Source organism: Thermostichus sp. MS-CIW-23 (assembly GCF_054059455.1).
Window position 1 is genome coordinate 1 of record NZ_JBSSCC010000050.1, and the last position, 16,556, is coordinate 16,556.

Genomic DNA, 16,556 nt, shown 5'->3' on the forward strand with positions numbered 1-16,556 from the left:
AATGTTAACTCTCTCTTCTGTCTGTAAAAAAGCCAATATCTTCTGCCATTTGTTTTCATCTAAAAAAACCAACTTCATCCTCTTTCCTCTATAAATCATTCTCTCTATCCTAACATAAGATCAACACGACCTAGCTCCCTCCTTCCCCCTGGACCCAACGCGGGAGCGCTACTCCATGTACCTAGCCAAGGTGCATCTATTACCCTGGCTCTATTGGAACCGCATGCTCAAGGGCAAAAAGTTTGAGGCAGACATCTTCAAGCCCATCAACAAGTTGGTGCATCGCTACTAAGGCTCTTGGATCCCTCGCCCCTGACCCCTCTCCTCTGGGAGAGGGGAGTTTTTTTAGAGGCAGGCTTTTAGCCTTTTCAGCATCGGCAGCGCCGTGCGCAGGCCGCCTGAGTATTCGCGGAACAGCCCACCGGCAGGTGATTTTTGGCCCTTCCAAGCCGGCTGTAAGCTCCCCAACCCCAGCCACTCACCCTTTTTCGCAAGCAGAACCAAGTCTGACTGCCTCTAGATTGTCCTGGGAATTACTGAGGAAGATCGCGGACAAAGCTACAAAATATTTCTTAGTATCAATGTTTTTTGAGATGTAAGGCTTTGCCGCATAACTTTCCCCTAGTCTCCGTAAAGACCGGATAGGCTAAGTGTGAAAGTCTCATCTAAGGATGTTATCATATGTCCGACGAAGAAGAGCTAGGGTATCTCATCAAGAGGCGAAATGAAATTAATGAAATTATAGAGCAGCAGAGAAATATCCAAGCCATTATTCAGGCTCCAAGGAATTGGCGAAAACGGGATATTTTGCGTCAAGCAAAAGAGTGGGGCTGGGAAATTGTTCAGCGACGTGCCAGACATAGCACGCAGGCTGTTCGGGGTGATTTAAGAATTCCTATTCCCGGACACGGCGGCGGAGATACTTTGAAAGTAGGATTAGCTCACAAAGTCTTATCCGAACTAGCAGAGCCTGTACTCAGAGAGCTGCAGCTTCAAGAGCAAGAGTACAGCGACCTACTTATTAGCTTTCCAGCGAATAGAGGTGTTAGCTTTAGGGTTGAGGCGGATTTACTAACTAAGCAGATTGAGTTTCTGGAAGAGCAGAACCAAAAACTTGAATTTAAAATAGTCGAGACTGAGGAAGCAGCTCTTAGTTTGCTCACCGAGAAAGAACTTGAGAATCAGCGGCTAGCCAACAGAATGAGAGAGCTTGTGGAAGAGCAGCTTCAAGCGCAAGAAGTTCTCGGTCATGCTATCGTAGCTCTGAAGCAGCTCAAGCATCTCTTCGACCAGCTTCAGAATGCGGTAAACCAAATTCCCATCCTATGGGTTAAGAGCTTACTGCAAAGTTACCTGAACAACATCAAGTCTGTTTTTGAAACCAACTTGCTCTCTGCCGGTTCTAGAAAGTTGCTTCAGGAGAAAGAACAGGAGTCTTATCAAGGGAAGTTGCCTCAGGAGAACAACCATGGGTCTCATCGAGAGTCTTGAAACGGCAATCGCGACCTCGCGGCGCAACTATGCTGAGCTTGTTAGCTTGACAGACCAACTCATCACCGAGCAACAGCAGCAAGGTCAACGAAATTGGCTGCGGCTGAATGCCAAGCCCTGGACCGTAGCGACTCTTAAAAAAACCTTTGCTTCCTTTGCAGCAGCTCGAGCTTACTTTGGCAAATGTTATGGCTTAAAGGCAAGAGGGTGGAAAACTTTAGCAGAGCAGGTCAATACCGTTGAGACGGCATTGATTCACTTGGGTCTAGCTATTCGCGAAAACCCACAAGAAAAGAGCATCTCCCCTTTCAAGAATTGATGGCTACCCATTTTAGTCATTTCAAGCCAGGTTTTTTAGAAACAGGCTTTTAGCTTTTTCAGCACCACTCGATCCAGCGTCAGCAGCGCCGAGCGCAAGCCACCCGAGTAGCCCCAAAAAAAGCCGACAGGCAGATGTCCTGGCGGTGCATCCAGGCTGGTTTTGAGCTCGCCGTACCCCAGCCAGCGACCTTGGATCCGCCAACCCACGGCTTCCCCCATACACTCTTCGCGGGGCAAGGCGGAGAAGGATCGCGATCTGCCTATTGAGGTTCCTCCGGGGTCGCATCCTTGCCACAGTTGCTTTTGAACGCTAAAGCCAAAGCGCCCATGGCTGGCCCGCACCCACAGTTGGTCAATCAGCCGCAGCATGGGGCAGGGGAAGGCCTGAACATCCTTGGGATCAAAAAAGCCCACTTGCGAGCGCCCAGCAAGCTTCAGCATCAGGGCTGTCGTCCAGCGATCCGCCTCCCCCCACTGCCCCGCTCGCAGCCGATCCCACAGACCTTGCAAGGCAGGGGCTGCTTCCCCCACCCACTCTGGCCAAGAGAGAGTTCCGGGCAGGGATCCCCCCTTCCCTCTCTCCTCTGGACAGACCTCAGGAAAAATCAGGGATCCGGATCCCTCTTCTCTTCCAGCTTTTTTGGCAGTGGCAGGGGTGGGAGGTGCCACCAGTTGCTCTAGCTCTTCCGCCGAGTGCCGGGACAGGAGCTGTTCCAGCTCGTCTTGGGGTTGTGGAGGCTGGGCCAAGATCTGCTCCAGCTCCCTCAGCTCTTGGGTGCGGATGGCTGGCTCAAAAGCAACCGGCTTCCTCCCTTGTTGAGAGGCTTCTGCCGGTAACAGTGCCAGCCACTCGGCCATGGTTTGCGGGCGCTCTTCTGGGTGGAGAGCCATCCCTTTGAGAATGGCAGCCTCCACAACCTCGGGAATGTTGGGGTTAAGGCTGCGAGGGGTATCCAACTGGCGGCCTGTGGCCCGCACTGGCGCACACATAGGCACCATCCCCGTCAGCGCCGTGTAGAGGGTTGCTGCCAAGGCGTAGACATCGGTGAAGGCGCCGCGGCGGCGCAAGCTGTCGTATTGCTCTAGAGGAGCATAGCCATCGGTGCCGTAGGAGGTGTGGCGTTGGATCAGACCTTGGGTGTAGCCGCGAGCTAGGCCAAAGTCGATCAAAACTGCCTGCCCGGATCCCTCCCGCACCATGATGTTGGATGGCTTCACATCCCGATGCAGGATCCCCTGTTCGTGCAGGGCCATCAGGGCGGATCCCACCTCCTGCGTCAGGCGCAGGGCTTCCGGCAGGGGCAACGGCCCTTTTTGCCGCAGAAGCTGGTGCAGAGTCTGGCCGCGGATGTACTCCATCACAATACACCAGCGCTCCTGCTCCCAGATCACCTCTTCCACCTTCACCACATGGGGGTGGCGGCAGCGGGCCAGTTGCAGCGCCTCGTTCATGAAGTTCTGCTGGAAGTGGGGATAGTCGGGATCCTCACGAAGGCTGTCGTTCAAAACTTTGATAACCACCTGGTCGGCGCGAACGCTATCCCAGGCCCGGTAGGTGATGCCGAAGCCCCCCTCCCCCAAAACGGCCTCGATGCGGTAGCGTCCCCCTTGCAATTGTTCACCAACTGCCCAAGCCATATCTGGATCCCTGCCCCTACTGCCATTCTGTCACAGGGATCAGAGAGTTGCTGGCCTATGGAGCCCCCTAGAAGTCCGAGGGCAGCACTCCAGTTTTCACCTGGAAGGTGCGTGCCTGTCCATTTCGGATGACCCGCAGCGTCAGCGTATTGCCCACCCCAGCGGCTTCCACCAACTGCTGCACCTGCTCGGCATCGCGGATGGCCTGCCCATTGATTTCAGTGATCACATCCCCCTCCCGCAAGCCAATCTCCTCAGCCGGGGATCCCGAAATCACCTGCCCGATCAAGACCCCTTCTTCCACTGTCAGCGTGGTGGGACGAGCGGGGTCGCGGTTGAGGCGCGCCACAATGTCAGGGTTGAGGGTGATCATGCGAATGCCCAAGAAAGCGTGCTCTACCCGACCATTCCGGATCAATTGCTCGGCAATTTCCATGGCGCGGTTGATGGGGATGGAAAAGCCGACGCTCTGAGCTCGCTGGAAGATGGCCGTATTCACCCCAATCACGCGGCCTTCCGCATCCAGCAACGGGCCGCCCGAGTTGCCGGGGTTAATGGCCGCATCCGTTTGCAGGAAAGTCACCCGCTTGTTGACAGCCCCAATTTGCCCGGAGGAGCGCCCAACAGCACTGATGATCCCGGCAGTTACGGTATTGTCCAGGCCCAGCGGGTTGCCAATGGCAATAGCCCAATCCCCTGGTCGCACCAAGTCAGAGTTACCCAGGGTAACCGTGGGCAGATTCTCCCCCTCAATTTTGATCACTGCGATATCGGTAACCGGATCTGAGCCCTTCACCTCCCCTTCAAAGGTGCGCCCATCCAGCAGATGAACCCTGACCCGCTCGCTGCCTTCCACCACATGGGCGTTGGTGAGGATCAGGCCACTGGCGTCGATGATAAACCCCGATCCGGTGCCTTCTTGCCGAAACTCCTGCGGCAACTGCGGTAGTTGATCCCCAAAGAAGCGGCGAAACAGGGGCTGGTTGAACAGTTCTGGGTTGACCCCCCTCGACACGGTGCGGGTGGCATCGATGCGCACCACCGCTGGGCCGACCTTTTGGGCAACGGCGGCAATAAAATTAGAAGGCCGGACGGCATCGGCGGGAGGGGCAGAATTCGCAGCCTCAGGGCGGGGCTCAGACCAGGGCAAAAGGGATCCCACTCCCTCACTGGCCCGTCGCGTCCAAGTGACCAGGGGAGTTTGCTGTAACCACTCCTGCCCCGCTCGAGACGATAGCCAGACCCCACCTGCGACGCCTCCACCAAACAGAGCCATCGCCAAAAGTGTATGCCGTAGAATCCGCGCCATGCTCCCTCCCAAAGCTAAGCCGTATCGCCAAGACTCAAAAGGCGTGAACCCGCTCCCCCGACTTACGCCATCAAGACCCAGTTCACTCCTGGTCTATTCTATCTATTCCTACTCTTTACTTTTGATTCCTACTCTTTACTTTTGGATGTTCGGGGTATGTGTGCTTACCCTAGCAAATCTTGCGGACAGAGGCAGTGCTCGAAACGCCCAAAATGATCGGGGATCCGAGTATGCTCCATTCCTCCGAGCCACAAGGGCGGGATCCGTGGCAGCGCCACCGCGCCTGGATGCAGTTGGCCTTGCGAGAAGCTAAGCAAGCGGGAGAAGCCGGAGAGGTGCCGGTGGCCGCTCTGGTGGTGGGGCCAGGGGAAAAGTTGCTGGCTTTGAGCAGCAACCGGCGGGAACGGGATCGGGATCCCACGGCCCATGCGGAGATTCTGGCCCTACGGCAGGCAGGGCAACGGCTGGGAGATTGGCAACTGCGGGGCTGTCGGCTGTACGTCACGCTTGAGCCTTGCCCCATGTGTGCCGGGGCCATCAGCCAATCGCGGCTGGCCCAGGTAATCTACGGCGCCGATGATCCCAAGGCCGGGGCTTTGCGCAGTGTACTCAATTTGCCAGCTTCTGCCGCCAGCTTCCATTGCCCGGAGATCATCGGCGGAGTTTGCGAGGTCGAGTGTCGACGCCTATTGCAGCAGTGGTTTTGCCGCCGCCGCGGGATCCCCTCTGAGCCGGCTGAATCCTGACCGAGAGACTGGGGGCGGAAAATTCTGGGTTGAAGTCGTGCATCTGCAGGATGTTTTTGATACTGTCATAACGGGTTCGGCTGGCCCTTGCCCGGGATCCCGCACCAGCCTCAAAAAAGGCTTTCCGAGTGCGGGATCTCTTGAGCCCAACGGTGGCCGCTTGGGTTGTTGAGGGTGCGTCGGCCCTATGCCTGGATTCTCAAAACCCGACTTGTCTGGGATCCCTCGCTGGCTATGCCCAGCGGCGGGTAGTCTTTCACAGAGGATTGGTGTGTGACTATTGCCCTCTCCTTTTCTCCTCTCCCATCAGCTTGGCTTAGGAGTATTGCCCTTCTGGTTTGGGCTTGGCTGTGCTTGACCTTTCCGGTGCAGGCACGGGTGCTGCTGCGGGTAGGTATTGCCGTCAACAAGCCCCAGGTCACCGTCGGCAGCTCTACCGGGGCCCGCCTATTGAATGCCCAGGGACAGCCGCTGGCAGAGGTGCAGGCCATGCAACCGCTGCAGGCCAGCCGTTCGGGTTCAGCAGTCAGTTTGGCCGGCCAACAGGGAGAACGTCTTTACCTACAGCCCACCACCTCCGATGGGTTAGTGTTTATCGACCAGAATTGGTACCGCGGCTGGGTGGAGTTGATCCCCGGCGAGCGTGGGGTGATTGCCATCAACCAAGTTGGCTTGGAGGACTACGTTTCCAGCGTGGTGGGCAGCGAGATGGGACACCGTTTTCCCATGGAGGCTCTCAAAGCCCAAGCCGTGGCCTCCCGCACCTATGCCCTCTACCACCGCAGTCGCCGTTCCCAGCAGCCTTTTGACTTAGGAAACGGGATTGATTGGCAGGTTTACAAGGGAGTGGCTGCCGAATCCAGCCGTACCCAAGCGGCTGCCCGTGAGACCGCCGGGCAGGTTCTCATCTACCAGGGGCAGTTGATCAATGCGGTTTTCCACTCCTCTGCGGGGGGACATACAGATGATGCAGGCAACGTCTGGTTAGAATCGCGGCCCTACTTGCAGGGGGTGCCCGATTTCGATCACCACTCACCCGTGTTTAGCTGGACGGCCACCGTTCCTGCCCAGCAGATTCAGCAGTTGGCTGCCGGGATCGGGGCTATTCGTTCTGTTGAGGTGCTGCGCAGCTCCCCGTGGGGACGGGCAATCACGGTGCGCTTGACGGGATCCCAAGGGATCAAAGATCTCAATGCCGGCGATTTTCGTCGGGCTCTTGGGTTGCGCAGCACAAAGATTGCCATTAGCCCGCGCGGGGAGGCCACCACTACGGCCAGCCTGGCTCCTGTGGCAGGGACATTCCCGGCTTTCTTTGAGATTCAGGGGCGGGGCTACGGGCACGGGGTGGGCATGAGCCAGTGGGGAGCTGCCGCCCTGGCCAGCCAAAACTACTCTTACCAACAGATCCTCAGCCACTACTACCGCAACACCAGTCTGGCAGTGGTGGAAGGACGTTAAGGCTCAACTTCAAGGAGAAGCCAACAAAATCATCGATTGGTAGCAAAAGTAGCTGCAGTTTTTAAGAGCTTATGAGAAGCAGCATTTTAATTAAACCGGAGGGGTTTCCCAAGGGTTCGTTGGGGTTCTGTAGATTTTGTTAACTTTGAGTTAACTCTAATGTTGCACCATCTCTTACGATAGACGGGCAGCTTCTAGACGGGCAGCTTCTGCCGGAATCGAAAGCTGGGCTGCCTGCGACCCCTGTTTTTGAAGGCTCCGCGCTGCTGTGGCAAGATCGGGAGAAGCCCTGGAAAATTTGGGTTACGTCCCCTGAAGATTTTGTAGAGATCTTGAATTCCCCCCTCAGAATCCTCAGGATCGGCTCAATAATAATTGAGATACGTTTACCAGGATCGACCTCTACCTCTTCTTTTTCGAGCCCATAACTTTAACCCCAGGTATCTGTCCTATGTCCATTGCCACCTTAGCTCCTGCTTTTCCCGAACGTTGTCCGGTGCTGCCGGAAGCGCTCACGCCCCTGTGCGAGATCGCCCGCAACTATTGGTGGACCTGGAACCCCGATCACCTCACCATTTTCCGGGAAATGGATCCCGCCCTGTGGGAAAAAACCTCCCACAACCCGGTGCGCATGCTGGAGGAGGTTTCCTACTTGCGGTTGGCAGCCTTGGCCACCGATGTGAACTACCTCAACACGTTGAACCGGATGGTGCAGTCCTATCGGCAGTACATGGCGGCTGAGGATACCTGGGCCAAGCGCACCATGAAAACCTACGACTGGCAGCGTCCCATCGCCTATTTCTGTGCCGAATACGGCTTGCACGAGTCTTTGCCCACCTACTCTGGCGGGCTGGGTATGTTGGCTGCCGATCACCTCAAGTCGGCCTCGGATTTGGGAGTGCCCCTGGTGGCCATCGGGTTGCTCTACCGTCAGGGCTACTTCCAACAGCGCCTGGACAACAATGGCTGGCAGGGGGAGCTTTACGAAGACTCTGAGTTTGAGTCTCTGCCGTTGACTCTGGTGCGCCAGCCGGATGGCAGCCCTCTGTTGGTGGAAGTGGCGATGCGGCAGCGGTTGGTGAAGGCGCGGGCCTGGCGAGCAGACGTGGGCCGGGTGCCGCTCTTTCTGCTGGACACCGACCTGCCGGAGAACGACCCCATCGATCGCTGGATTACCGCCCACCTCTACGGGGGCAGCACCGATACTCGCATTGCCCAAGAGTGCATCCTGGGTATCGGTGGGGTGCGCCTGCTGCGCCAGTTGGGTTTGGATCCCATGGTCTATCACATGAATGAAGGGCACGCTGCTTTCCTAACGCTGGAGTTGCTGCGGGAGGAGGTGGCGCGGGGCACCCCCTTCGAGACGGCGGAGGCCAAGGTGCGGGAAAAATGCGTGTTTACCACCCATACACCAGTGCCGGCTGGCCACGATGCCTTTAGCCCCAATGAAATGGATGCCTTTTTTGCCTCTTTCTGGCCACAACTGGGCCTGACGCGGGAACAATTTTTGGCCTTGGGAGCTCGGCGCACCGGGGATCCCTGGGAGCACTTTAACATGACAGTCCTGGCTTTGCGGTATGCGCGGGCGGCCAATGGGGTAAGCAAGCTCCACGGACGGGTTTCTCGCGAAATGTGGCGTGTGCTCTACCCCGAGCGATCGGTGGATGAGGTGCCCATCAGCTCCATTACCAATGGGGTTCACGCCCGTACCTGGGTTTCCCCTCTTTTTTGGAACCTCTACGACCAGTACTTGGGCCCCGATTGGCCGGAGCGGGTGTCAGACCCGGAACTGTGGGCCAAGGTGGAAGAGATCCCAGATGAAGAACTGTGGCGGCGCAAAGAAGCTCTGCGGGAGCGGCTGGTGTCTTTCACCCGCCACCGGGTGTTGCGGGCCCGGCGCAATCGCGGCGAAAGCAACGAGCGCATCCAAGCGGTCAACCAGTTGCTGGATCCCAAGGTCTTGACGATTGGGTTTGCCCGCCGCTTCAGCACCTACAAGCGAGGAGATTTGATCCTGCGAAATCTGGAGCGAATTACCCGCATCTTCACCAACAAAGAGCACCCTGTGCAAATTATCTTTGCCGGCAAGGCCCATCCCCGGGACGAAGGGGGCAAGCGCCTGATTCAGCGGGTGGTGGAATGGTCCAACCGGCCTGAGGTGGCCAACCGGGTCGCCTTCATCGAAAATTACGATGCCTATGTCGCTCGCAATTTGGTGCAGGGGGTTGATGTGTGGCTGAACAACCCGCGACGCCCTCTGGAGGCCTCTGGCACCTCAGGGCAAAAGGTGGGCTTCAGTGGGGGATTGAATTTGTCGGTGCTGGATGGGTGGTGGCCGGAGGGTTACAACGGTCGCAATGGCTGGGCTATTGGCCAAGAAATCGAAGGTCTGGATCCCGCTGCCCAAGACGACTTGGACGCCAACTCCCTCTACGACTTGTTGGAGTATGAAGTAATCCCCATGTTCTACGACCGGGATGAGAAAGGGATCCCGCGCCGTTGGATTGCCCGCATGAAGGAGGCCATCCGCACGCTCAACCCCGTTTTCAACACCGACCGCATGGTAGCCGAGTACGTGCTGAAAATCTACGAGCCTCAGCCCCTGGAAGCAGAGGCGAGCCGGACTTTGTTGGGTTCGGCTGTTGCCGGCTAGGGTGGACTCCCCCTCTCCCAGAGGGAGAGCGGGAATAACATCAGGCAAAACATTGGAATCCCCCCTCCTCAATGAGGAAAAGCGGGGATCTCGGGTTTGCGCTTGGGGAAAAGAGACTAGGCGCTGGCGTTGACAGCCATAGGCAGAGTCAGCGGCTCTGGCTCCTCTTCGGGGGGCAACATCACCACCTCAGAGTTGTCGATGATGGCCTGCAGCTCTTCCCCATCGATGGTTTCGGCCTCCACCAAACGACGGGCGATCCGATCCAAGAGGGCACGGTTTTCCCGAATCAAGTAGGTGGCCCGTTGGTAGGCCTCGTTCACCAGCCGCCGCACCTCTTCGTCAATGAGGGCCGCTGTTTCCTCCGAGAAATCCCGCTCTGCGGCGATTTCCCGGCCCAGGAAAATGTTGGTGTACTGGCGACCTAGGGCTACATTTCCCAGGCGATCGCTCATACCGAAGCGGGTCACCATGTTGCGGGCGATGCGGGCCACCTGCTGCAGGTCACTGGCTGCCCCTGTGGTGATCTCCGACTCTCCATAGACCACTTCTTCGGCCACGCGCCCACCCAAGGCAACAGTCATCATGTTCTTCAGATGGGCACGGGTGGTGAGCCCCATGTCGTCATCGCTGGGCATGAACCAGGTGAGGCCACCTGCTTGTCCCCGGGGGATGATCGTCACTTTTTGGATGGGATCGTAGTTGGGCAAGAGGGATCCCACCAGGGCATGGCCCGCCTCATGGTAGGCCACCAACTCCTTGCGCCGCTCGCTCATCAGCCGATCCTTCTTCTCTGGGCCGGCCAACACCCGATCCACCGCGTCGTTGATCTCGTCCATGGAGATCTCGGTGAGGTTGCGGCGGGCAGCCAGAATGGCTGCTTCGTTCAGGAGGTTGGCCAAATCGGCGCCGGTAAACCCAGGAGTACGGCGGGCCAACTTCTCCAAATCCACATCCGCAGACAGAGTTTTACCGCGGGCGTGCACCTTGAGGATCTCCAGGCGGCCTTGGAAGTCGGGGCGATCCACCGTAACTTGGCGGTCGAAGCGACCGGGCCGCAGCAGCGCCGCATCCAGCACATCCGGTCGGTTGGTGGCCGCAATGACGATGATGCCGGAGTTGCCCTCAAAACCGTCCATCTCGGTGAGCAACTGGTTCAGGGTCTGCTCCCGTTCGTCGTTGCCACCTCCCAAGCCAGCTCCCCGCTGGCGACCGACTGCATCAATTTCATCGATGAAGACGATGCAGGGAGCATTTTGCTTGGCCTGCTCGAACAGATCCCGTACCCGCGAGGCCCCCACCCCAACAAACATCTCCACAAACTCGGAGCCGGAAATGGAGAAAAAGGGCACACCCGCCTCTCCGGCTACGGCGCGGGCCAACAGGGTCTTACCGGTGCCGGGCGGGCCCACCAGCAGCACCCCGCGGGGGATCTTGGCTCCCAAAGCTGTGAAGCGCTCTGAATTTTTCAGGAAATCCACCACCTCTGCCAGCTCCAGCTTGGCCTGATCGATGCCGGCCACATCGTTGAAGGTAATTTGGGTTTTCGGCTCCATCTGCACCCGCGCCCTGGATTTGCCGAAGTTGAGAGCTTGGCTGCCTGGGCCATTTTGAGCCCGCCGCAGCAGGAAAAAGAGCCCCAGCAAGAGCAAAACCGGCAGGAAGAAGGTGCTGAGAATGCGCCCAAGTAGCCCCTCCTCTTGAACAGGGCGTACCGCCAGCTCCACCCCGTTGGCAACCAGGGTGTTCTCAAACTCAGGGGTAAGGGGGGGCAGATTCACCTGCACTTGGGTGGCGCGGTTGTTGATTTCTGCCTCGGCAATGGCAACTTGGCGACCATCCGGGGCCGTCTCCACCAAAACTTTGCTGACCTCGCCCCGTTCGACGCGGCTGATCAGGTCGGAGTAGCTGATCTCCAAACGCTCAGGCGGGCGGGTACCCAAGAAGGTGGTGGCTAAAGAGATCAAGACGATGGCCAGTAGCGCATATAACCCCGCGCTTCTCCATTTCTTGTTTTTACCTTTCTGACTCACGGAAGTGTTTCCTCCCAAAGGGTGTTTTTGAATCGAACTCGCAGATGGCGACTTGTGGGTAACAATCTGGGGTCGAGTGGGTTCTTGCAGCAACAGACTGTTAATTAATATTAACCTGACTGAGAGGGTTGCCGGGGATCCCTGCAATTCCCCTCTTCTGGCCGGGAGTTTGGGGATAGGATTGAGAGACCAAGGCTGGACCGTCAGTCAGAACAGGTGGTGTTTTTTCCATTCTCATTCCAGCTTGCCCAGGGATCCCTATGCTGACTCAACTGCGCGAACTGAGCATCGCTGCCGACGGACGGTATCTCAGGGATGAGGAGCTGCAGTTCATGGAGACCTACCTAGCCTCCTTTGACCTTCGCCTGAGCGCCTATCGCAAGATCCAGGCGGCGGAGGCCCAGATCATCCGGGATGTGGAGATGAAAATGCGCGCGCTGGATCCCTACTTGCTCATGCGAGGGGTGGAAGACTTCAGCAACAAGTGGAAGGCTGACACCGTGCGGGTTTTGCGCCTCTCGGCTTTGGCCATGCTCCTGGACGATGAGCAACGCTACAAAGATCGATTTCTCTACTGGTTCCAGACCTTAATGCGGGCCTTCCGCACCCAACGCAGTTGCGAGGCCACCTATCGCTTCCTACAAGAAGTGATAGCCAATTACCTCACCCCCGAAGAAACCAAGTTGATCAGGCCGATTCTGGAAACCAACCGCACGCTGTTGGGCCTCAACTAGGCAGCCGTCTCAGCAGACTCTCCAGAACCAGCCGACTCCACCACCTCCAGCTCATCAGCCTGGAGATGGGCACGGAACTTGTTGCCAAACTGCACCTGAAAGGGAAAATTGGCGCTGATCGGGCGGCCATTCCAATCTCGAAGCACGGCCTTCAGTTCCCCTTCCATACCTTTGAGGTCAAAAGGTTGATTGCGATGTTCCGGGTGGTGATAGACAATCACGCTGGTACGCACCCGCACCCGATCTCCAACTTTCATGTCTTGCCCTCCTAACAAGGCGGCCCACCACAGGAACCCACTGGAAACACTCTAGCTCAATCTCTAAGCAAACCTTCGAGATGTGGAGAAGTATGTGGAAACTGAAACAGTAGTTTGTATTTTCCTCAGGGTCATCTTCATGTTGGGAAGCCCCAGAACATCCCCTCAAAGTCAACCCAGAGAAAGCCCGTCTCAACCAATGGGATCCCTCTGGAGCCAACAGCGCCGCTCACTGGATCCCTGGGTTGTATAGATGGGATCCCTATTGGGCAGGAGGCTGGTTTCGCCGGAAAAAGCTGCGTCTAGCCAATCTCAGCTTCCACCGGGATCTGGGAAAGAGAGAAGGCGACCTTTTGTTGCTGATATATTCACGCCGAACTCTCCTGAACATGGTTCAGGAAAGAAGCGATCGCATCCTGCCTATCTCTGAGCAGGAAGGCGGTATCCCGCAAAGCCCTGAGGAATACCCCCCGAGCGCTTTCCCCCTTCACTTCCCGGCAACCGTTGCGGTGGACTCAAGGATCAGGGGGAAACTTGGTCTACTATATCCCTCTCAATGACTTTTGCCAAACCGCCTAAAGCTCAGTAAATTCAGCAAAGTTCAGGGTTTTGGGGGTTAGAGGCATGCTCCACCAAGCGGTCGAATTCTCGCTCGAAAGTAACCAAGGCCCGGTTGGTTTTGCCCCCCAAGTAGAGCCCCGTCTCCGTTTGCAAGGCCCAGATTTGGCTGTAGCTGAAGTAGCTCATCACCACCCCCACCATCAACAGCCCAAATCCGAGATACACCGCAGGGATCCCTGGATCGGATTTAATTTGCAGTCCGGTAGCGCCGATCACCTCATCCAGATACAGAGTGAGGGGGTTGGGGAAGCGTTGGGGAGCGACCTCGTCGAGGGCCAAGCTCATGCCTTGGCGCAGGGATCCCATCCATTGCCCTTCAGTGTCGTAGAGCAGGGCTGTCCCCTGCAGATCCGGCAGCAGCAGCGTGAGGCCCTGGCTCATGTCCGGCTGGGTGGGCACAAAAGCGCCCCAGAGTTTGTTGCCTGCCTCGGTGCGCACCGGCACCACCGGGATTTGAAAAGTGGGGCTATTGTTGATGCGGATGCGGATGCTGTCGATGCTCCAATCGGCTTGGTAAAGGGTCACACCCCGGTAGGAGAGAGGATGGTTGACGGAAATGGTCTGACGTTTAACCTCCTGACCCTGATCCAAGATCGAGAGGTCGGAATAAAACTGCTTGACACGGCCATCGGGAGCGTAGTCAATCCAGAAGCGATTGGCCCGAATTTGCCAGGTAGGCAAGTGAGCGCGAGCCAGATCCCCTGCGCCGGTCAAGTGTTGAATGGAAGCCACGCCGCCGCTGGGAATGAGTTCTTGGGCCTTGAAGCCGCTAATGCTGCCCCAAATCGCCCCCAGCAAGATCAGCAGCATGCTGACATGCACCAAGATGGGGCCGATCCTGCCGATTAACCCCTTGCGGGCGTAGAGGTAATGGCCCTCCTGAAACACCAGATAGCCCTGTCGGCGCAACCGCTCCGGCAGACCTTGTAAGGATTGCTGAGGCAGATACGTCCGAAACGGCAGGCGCTGAAAAGACTGCGGACGGGTGAGATAGCTCCAACGGCGAGCCACCTTGAGCATTGGCCACTGGCGCGTAAAGGAACACGCGATAAGGCTGCTGCCGAACAGGATCAAAATGGCCAGAAACCAAGGGGTGCGGTAGACGTGATCCAATCCCAAGCTCAGGATCACCCGCCAGGTGAGAAAGCCAAACAGGGCCGGATGCTCTGGATAGTGGGCTTGATAAAAAGCCGCTGTTTCCTCTTGCTCAATTACCGTGCCGGTGGCGCTCAAGACCGCAATCGCCAACAAAAGGCCAATGGCCAGGCGCAGATCCGCCAGCAGCGGCAGCAGCTCATGACGAAAGTACCGCCGCAGCGAGGAAACCCAGCGGGCAAGCGGGAGAGAGTATATGACCATGAGAAGTTTGTCGGCTTAAGATTCAGACCGCTGCTCTTGCCAGGCAAGGTGCAGTCCCCAACAGGGTGCTGTAGGTGTAGCCCCATCTTAGCCTGCAGCAGCAGGGATCCCTTAGACCCAGGCCGACAGGATCGTTACGCTGCCGAACCCCACCAACATCACCCCACTGGCGTAGGTGAGCCAGCCCGACCAGCGCCGCAAGGCCAACAGTTGCTTCACCGCTCCGGTAAACACCCCCGCCAGGAGCAGAGGAAAGGCCAATCCCAGCCCGTAAGCCAGCAGCAGCCCACCCCCTACCCATGGCTGCCCTGTGGTGGAAACCCAAGCCAGCAAAGCCACCAAAACCGGCGTACTGCAGGGAGAGGCCACCAGGCCAAAAGTTAACCCCAGCAACACTGCCCGACCTAACCTGGGCCATTTCCCGGGAATCTCGAGGCGGTTAAACCAATCGGGAAAACGCAGGGGGATCACCTCCAACAAGTTCAGCCCCATCAAAATAGCAATTCCCCCCACCACAACAGGCCCGAAGGATCCGGTTTGTCCGTAAACGCGACCCAGCAAAGCTGCCGACAAACCCAGCAGGGTCAGGGTAAAAGCCACCCCAGCCGCAAAACCCAAAGATTGAGCCCAAACTTGCCGCCGCCCTTCCCCAGCCGTTTCCTCAGAAGCGGGGGTGTAGCCGCCGATGTAGCCGATGGTCACCGGCAGCATAGACAACGTGCAGGGGGAAAGACTGGTGAGCAAGCCCGCCAGACCCACCACCAACAGACTAACGGGAGAAAGGTGCTGCAGTTGAAACTGCACCAGCTCAGTTGCCCATTGTTCTAGGTGGTAAAGCCAGAGCTGAGCCGCATTCAACATAAGCTCAATCTGTCAACATAAGCCCAAGGTAGCATGAACTCCCCCGCCCCCCTGGGATCCCCAGTCTTGGGGGAGTACGTCTACTGTCCATTCCCACCGCGCAGGTTGTGAGGAATTCCGCGAGGATGGTTGACCGGGAACTGCTGCCATTCCTGTTGAGCTCGTTGCAGCACCAGGAGCAATTCGTCCCACCTTTCGCCAGCGATCAACTGCTCTATCTGTCGCAGCTGAGCTTGGTAGCTGCTCAGGGCAGTCAGCAGCGCCTGTCGGTTGTGGCGGGCCATTTCCAAACCCAATTGCGGGATCCCTCCGCCAACACGGCTGGTATCGCGGAATCCGCTGCTGGCCAAGGTGCGGGCCAATTCCAGAATCGCGGGATCCCCTTCTTGGCTAACCGCTGCGATCAAACTGGCGCTGACCATAACTGGCAAATGGCTGATCCAGGCCACCGCTCGGTCATGGCGTGCGGGATCCGTGAGGACAGCTTCTGCGCCAACAGCAGCAATCAGTTCTTTCACCGCATCGAGAGCCTGAGGTTGGGTCTCGGCGATGGGAGTGAGCACGTAGGGCCGCCCCCGAAACAAGTCAGCTTCTGCCGCTTGGATCCCTTGCAGGCTTTTGCCGGCCATGGGGTGCCCCCCCACAAACCAGGGCCACAATTCGGTTGCCGGAGCAACGATGGGCTGCTTAACCGAGCCGACATCGCTCACCACGGTTTCTGCCGACAAATAAGGCAACAGGGCGGCTAGCGTGGCCAACACCTGCTCCAGAGGGGTACAGATCAGCACCATTTGCGGATCAAAGCGAGCCAACTGGGCCAACTCTGTTCCACAGCCTTGAACAGCGCCCCTTTCCAGAGCCTGTTTGCAGGTGGCCGGGTTGCGACTTATCCCCCAGACGGGATATCCCTTTTCGGTCAGTTTGAGGGCCAGGGATCCGCCAATCAACCCCAACCCGACAATGGCAATGCGCATAGTATCTCAGCTAGAAATCGCAGGAGCCCCGCACTGTACCCGTAGGGTCAGTGTCGGGAGGAATGCGGAAGTTATGATAGAACCATGACCCAAGTCCTGAC

13 protein-coding genes and 2 pseudogenes are annotated in these 16,556 nt (G+C 57.6%); 7 read left to right on the plus strand and 8 right to left on the minus strand.

The features are described 5' to 3' along the window. Nucleotides 1-78 (minus strand): annotated as a pseudogene (locus ACVW0B_RS12960) (IS5-like element ISSoc13 family transposase); the annotation flags it as partial. Nucleotides 79-139: 61 nt separating this feature from the next. Here ACVW0B_RS12960 and ACVW0B_RS12965 point away from each other — a divergent pair. From ACVW0B_RS12965 to ACVW0B_RS12975, 3 genes and pseudogenes are all read left to right on the plus strand, one after another. Beyond that, a pseudogene (locus tag ACVW0B_RS12965) lies at nucleotides 140-292 on the plus strand (NAD(P)/FAD-dependent oxidoreductase); the annotation flags it as partial. A 389-nt stretch (nucleotides 293-681) separates the two neighbouring features. After that, nucleotides 682-1,491: a hypothetical protein gene (locus ACVW0B_RS12970; protein ID WP_457402860.1), complete on the plus strand. Its 810-nt coding sequence runs from the start codon at nucleotides 682-684 to the stop codon at nucleotides 1,489-1,491. Next, the gene (locus ACVW0B_RS12975; protein WP_414331053.1) at nucleotides 1,469-1,810 is read left to right on the plus strand and encodes a hypothetical protein; all 342 of its coding nucleotides are present in this window, start codon (nucleotides 1,469-1,471) and stop codon (nucleotides 1,808-1,810) included. Before ACVW0B_RS12970 ends, ACVW0B_RS12975 begins: the two co-directional genes overlap by 23 nt. 35 nt (nucleotides 1,811-1,845) lie before the next feature. On the opposite strand, the gene ACVW0B_RS12980 is transcribed toward ACVW0B_RS12975, so the two are convergent. Continuing rightward, nucleotides 1,846-3,450 (minus strand): serine/threonine-protein kinase, encoded by a 1,605-nt coding sequence (locus ACVW0B_RS12980; protein ID WP_457491886.1) that lies wholly within the window; start codon nucleotides 3,448-3,450, stop codon nucleotides 1,846-1,848. A 67-nt stretch (nucleotides 3,451-3,517) separates the two neighbouring features. Beyond that, nucleotides 3,518-4,759, minus strand: a complete 1,242-nt coding sequence (locus tag ACVW0B_RS12985; protein ID WP_414406470.1) for an HhoA/HhoB/HtrA family serine endopeptidase — start codon at nucleotides 4,757-4,759, stop codon at nucleotides 3,518-3,520. Nucleotides 4,760-4,989: 230 nt separating this feature from the next. Between ACVW0B_RS12985 and ACVW0B_RS12990 the strand changes: the two genes are divergently transcribed. The 3 genes from ACVW0B_RS12990 (at nucleotide 4,990) to glgP (ending at nucleotide 9,616) form a co-directional block, all read left to right on the plus strand. Beyond that, nucleotides 4,990-5,505 carry a nucleoside deaminase gene (locus tag ACVW0B_RS12990; protein ID WP_457402867.1) on the plus strand — a complete coding sequence of 172 codons (516 nt, stop codon included), beginning with the start codon at nucleotides 4,990-4,992 and terminating at the stop codon, nucleotides 5,503-5,505. Between the two features lie 273 nt (nucleotides 5,506-5,778). Beyond that, on the plus strand, nucleotides 5,779-6,963 hold the full coding sequence (locus ACVW0B_RS12995; RefSeq protein WP_457491887.1) for a SpoIID/LytB domain-containing protein: 1,185 nt from the start codon (nucleotides 5,779-5,781) through the stop codon (nucleotides 6,961-6,963). Between the two features lie 451 nt (nucleotides 6,964-7,414). Further along, the gene (gene glgP, locus ACVW0B_RS13000; protein ID WP_457491888.1) at nucleotides 7,415-9,616 is read left to right on the plus strand and encodes an alpha-glucan family phosphorylase; all 2,202 of its coding nucleotides are present in this window, start codon (nucleotides 7,415-7,417) and stop codon (nucleotides 9,614-9,616) included. Between the two features lie 116 nt (nucleotides 9,617-9,732). On the opposite strand, the gene ftsH is transcribed toward glgP, so the two are convergent. Further along, nucleotides 9,733-11,649 (minus strand): ATP-dependent zinc metalloprotease FtsH, encoded by a 1,917-nt coding sequence (gene ftsH / locus ACVW0B_RS13005; RefSeq protein WP_414332108.1) that lies wholly within the window; start codon nucleotides 11,647-11,649, stop codon nucleotides 9,733-9,735. 260 nt (nucleotides 11,650-11,909) lie between these two features. Between ftsH and ACVW0B_RS13010 the strand changes: the two genes are divergently transcribed. Further along, entirely contained in the window at nucleotides 11,910-12,383 is a 474-nt protein-coding gene (locus ACVW0B_RS13010) for a globin family protein (RefSeq protein WP_011432275.1), read from the plus strand. Here the strand turns inward: ACVW0B_RS13010 and ACVW0B_RS13015 are convergent. The 4 genes from ACVW0B_RS13015 to ACVW0B_RS13030 all read right to left on the minus strand — a co-directional run bounded on the left by ACVW0B_RS13015 (nucleotide 12,380) and on the right by ACVW0B_RS13030 (nucleotide 16,455). Beyond that, nucleotides 12,380-12,640 carry a ferredoxin-thioredoxin reductase variable chain gene (locus ACVW0B_RS13015; RefSeq protein WP_414416427.1) on the minus strand — a complete coding sequence of 87 codons (261 nt, stop codon included), beginning with the start codon at nucleotides 12,638-12,640 and terminating at the stop codon, nucleotides 12,380-12,382. The genes ACVW0B_RS13010 and ACVW0B_RS13015 overlap by 4 nt on opposite strands. Before the next feature lie 591 nt (nucleotides 12,641-13,231). Continuing rightward, complete coding sequence (locus tag ACVW0B_RS13020) at nucleotides 13,232-14,620, minus strand: cytochrome c biogenesis protein (protein ID WP_457491889.1); 1,389 nt, start codon at nucleotides 14,618-14,620, stop codon at nucleotides 13,232-13,234. A 111-nt stretch (nucleotides 14,621-14,731) separates the two neighbouring features. Further along, nucleotides 14,732-15,481, minus strand: coding sequence for a cytochrome c biogenesis protein CcdA (locus tag ACVW0B_RS13025; RefSeq protein WP_457491890.1), 750 nt, complete (start codon nucleotides 15,479-15,481; stop codon nucleotides 14,732-14,734). 80 nt (nucleotides 15,482-15,561) lie between these two features. Next, nucleotides 15,562-16,455, minus strand: a complete 894-nt coding sequence (locus ACVW0B_RS13030; protein ID WP_457491891.1) for a prephenate/arogenate dehydrogenase — start codon at nucleotides 16,453-16,455, stop codon at nucleotides 15,562-15,564. Nucleotides 16,456-16,556: the final 101 nt, after the last annotated feature.

Excerpts from the sequence above, each read along its gene's own strand:
- ACVW0B_RS12970 (WP_457402860.1), top strand. The coding sequence starts at position 682 with ATGTCCGACGAAGAAGAGCTAGGGTATCTCATCAAGAGGCGAAATGAA.
- ACVW0B_RS12975 (WP_414331053.1), top strand. The coding sequence starts at position 1,469 with ATGGGTCTCATCGAGAGTCTTGAAACGGCAATCGCGACCTCGCGGCGC.
- ACVW0B_RS12980 (WP_457491886.1), bottom strand. The coding sequence starts at position 3,450 with ATGGCTTGGGCAGTTGGTGAACAATTGCAAGGGGGACGCTACCGCATC.
- ACVW0B_RS12985 (WP_414406470.1), bottom strand. The coding sequence starts at position 4,759 with ATGGCGCGGATTCTACGGCATACACTTTTGGCGATGGCTCTGTTTGGT.
- ACVW0B_RS12990 (WP_457402867.1), top strand. The coding sequence starts at position 4,990 with ATGCTCCATTCCTCCGAGCCACAAGGGCGGGATCCGTGGCAGCGCCAC.
- glgP (WP_457491888.1), top strand. The coding sequence starts at position 7,415 with ATGTCCATTGCCACCTTAGCTCCTGCTTTTCCCGAACGTTGTCCGGTG.
- ACVW0B_RS13010 (WP_011432275.1), top strand. The coding sequence starts at position 11,910 with ATGCTGACTCAACTGCGCGAACTGAGCATCGCTGCCGACGGACGGTAT.
- ACVW0B_RS13015 (WP_414416427.1), bottom strand. The coding sequence starts at position 12,640 with ATGAAAGTTGGAGATCGGGTGCGGGTGCGTACCAGCGTGATTGTCTAT.
- ACVW0B_RS13020 (WP_457491889.1), bottom strand. The coding sequence starts at position 14,620 with ATGGTCATATACTCTCTCCCGCTTGCCCGCTGGGTTTCCTCGCTGCGG.
- ACVW0B_RS13025 (WP_457491890.1), bottom strand. The coding sequence starts at position 15,481 with ATGTTGAATGCGGCTCAGCTCTGGCTTTACCACCTAGAACAATGGGCA.
- ACVW0B_RS13030 (WP_457491891.1), bottom strand. The coding sequence starts at position 16,455 with ATGCGCATTGCCATTGTCGGGTTGGGGTTGATTGGCGGATCCCTGGCC.